Source organism: Acinetobacter sp. GFQ9D191M, assembly GCF_011174875.1.
In the GTDB taxonomy this organism is placed as follows: Bacteria; Pseudomonadota; Gammaproteobacteria; order Pseudomonadales; family Moraxellaceae; genus Acinetobacter.
Map to the genome: position 1 here is coordinate 1 of NZ_JAALGV010000174.1, position 700 is coordinate 700.

Below are 700 nucleotides of genomic sequence, written 5' to 3' on the forward strand. Positions count from 1 at the left end.
GACAAACCCGGTACGGTTCAGCTAGGCTAAATACTCAGAACTTTAGTTTGCTGTAGAAATACCATAACAATACCTAGTATATAAATAAATCCAAACGAAGCCCAAATTAGCAATATGAAAGCACCTTCTAATCTGAACTTAATTAAAAGACTATTTCTTAATCCTTTGAATTTTTTTGATATTTCAATTAAGTTATTGTCTTCTTTATTTGGCTTAGTCATAAGGCGAATACGATCAAATTTCTCTCCCTGACGCCATAAATAATCTCGATAGTCGTTATATAAAATACAAACATTACTAATAGCAGAGTACATAGACCAAAGAATAAGTAATATTCCTAATATATAAAGGCAGGTATAGTTAAATAAAGATAAATTAGACTTAGTATCAATTGTATAGAGAGATAATAATGCAAATCCCCCTAAGAGTAATTGAGAAGCAATGTTTCTAGAAAAGGACTGCAACTCTTTATTCATCGTATTATCAAAAAGCATATTAACTCCATAATTCTTATTATTAAATCAATAAAATAAGGAAATCTAGGCTTAAGCATGTTACGACAATTTATGTCGTAAGAGTAATCTTTTAAGTAAGCGTCCGCTGAATCCCATACCAATTTTAATTCGATTTAGGTTTCCAGCAGTGTGGCAGTAACTCTTCAATCTGGGTCACTTTATGTGTCGGCAGCCTTTTCAGCACA

General features: G+C 31.7%; 1 protein-coding gene. It reads right to left on the reverse strand.

The genetic code is table 11. The annotated features are described in order from the left end of the window. Nucleotides 1–26: 26 nt before the first annotated feature. Nucleotides 27–494 carry a hypothetical protein gene (locus G5T77_RS16985; RefSeq protein WP_166136778.1) on the reverse strand — a complete coding sequence of 156 codons (468 nt, stop codon included), beginning with the start codon at nt 492–494 and terminating at the stop codon, nt 27–29. Between the last annotated feature and the right edge of the window lie 206 nt (nt 495–700).

Excerpts from the sequence above, each read along its gene's own strand:
- G5T77_RS16985 (WP_166136778.1), bottom strand. The coding sequence starts at position 494 with ATGCTTTTTGATAATACGATGAATAAAGAGTTGCAGTCCTTTTCTAGA.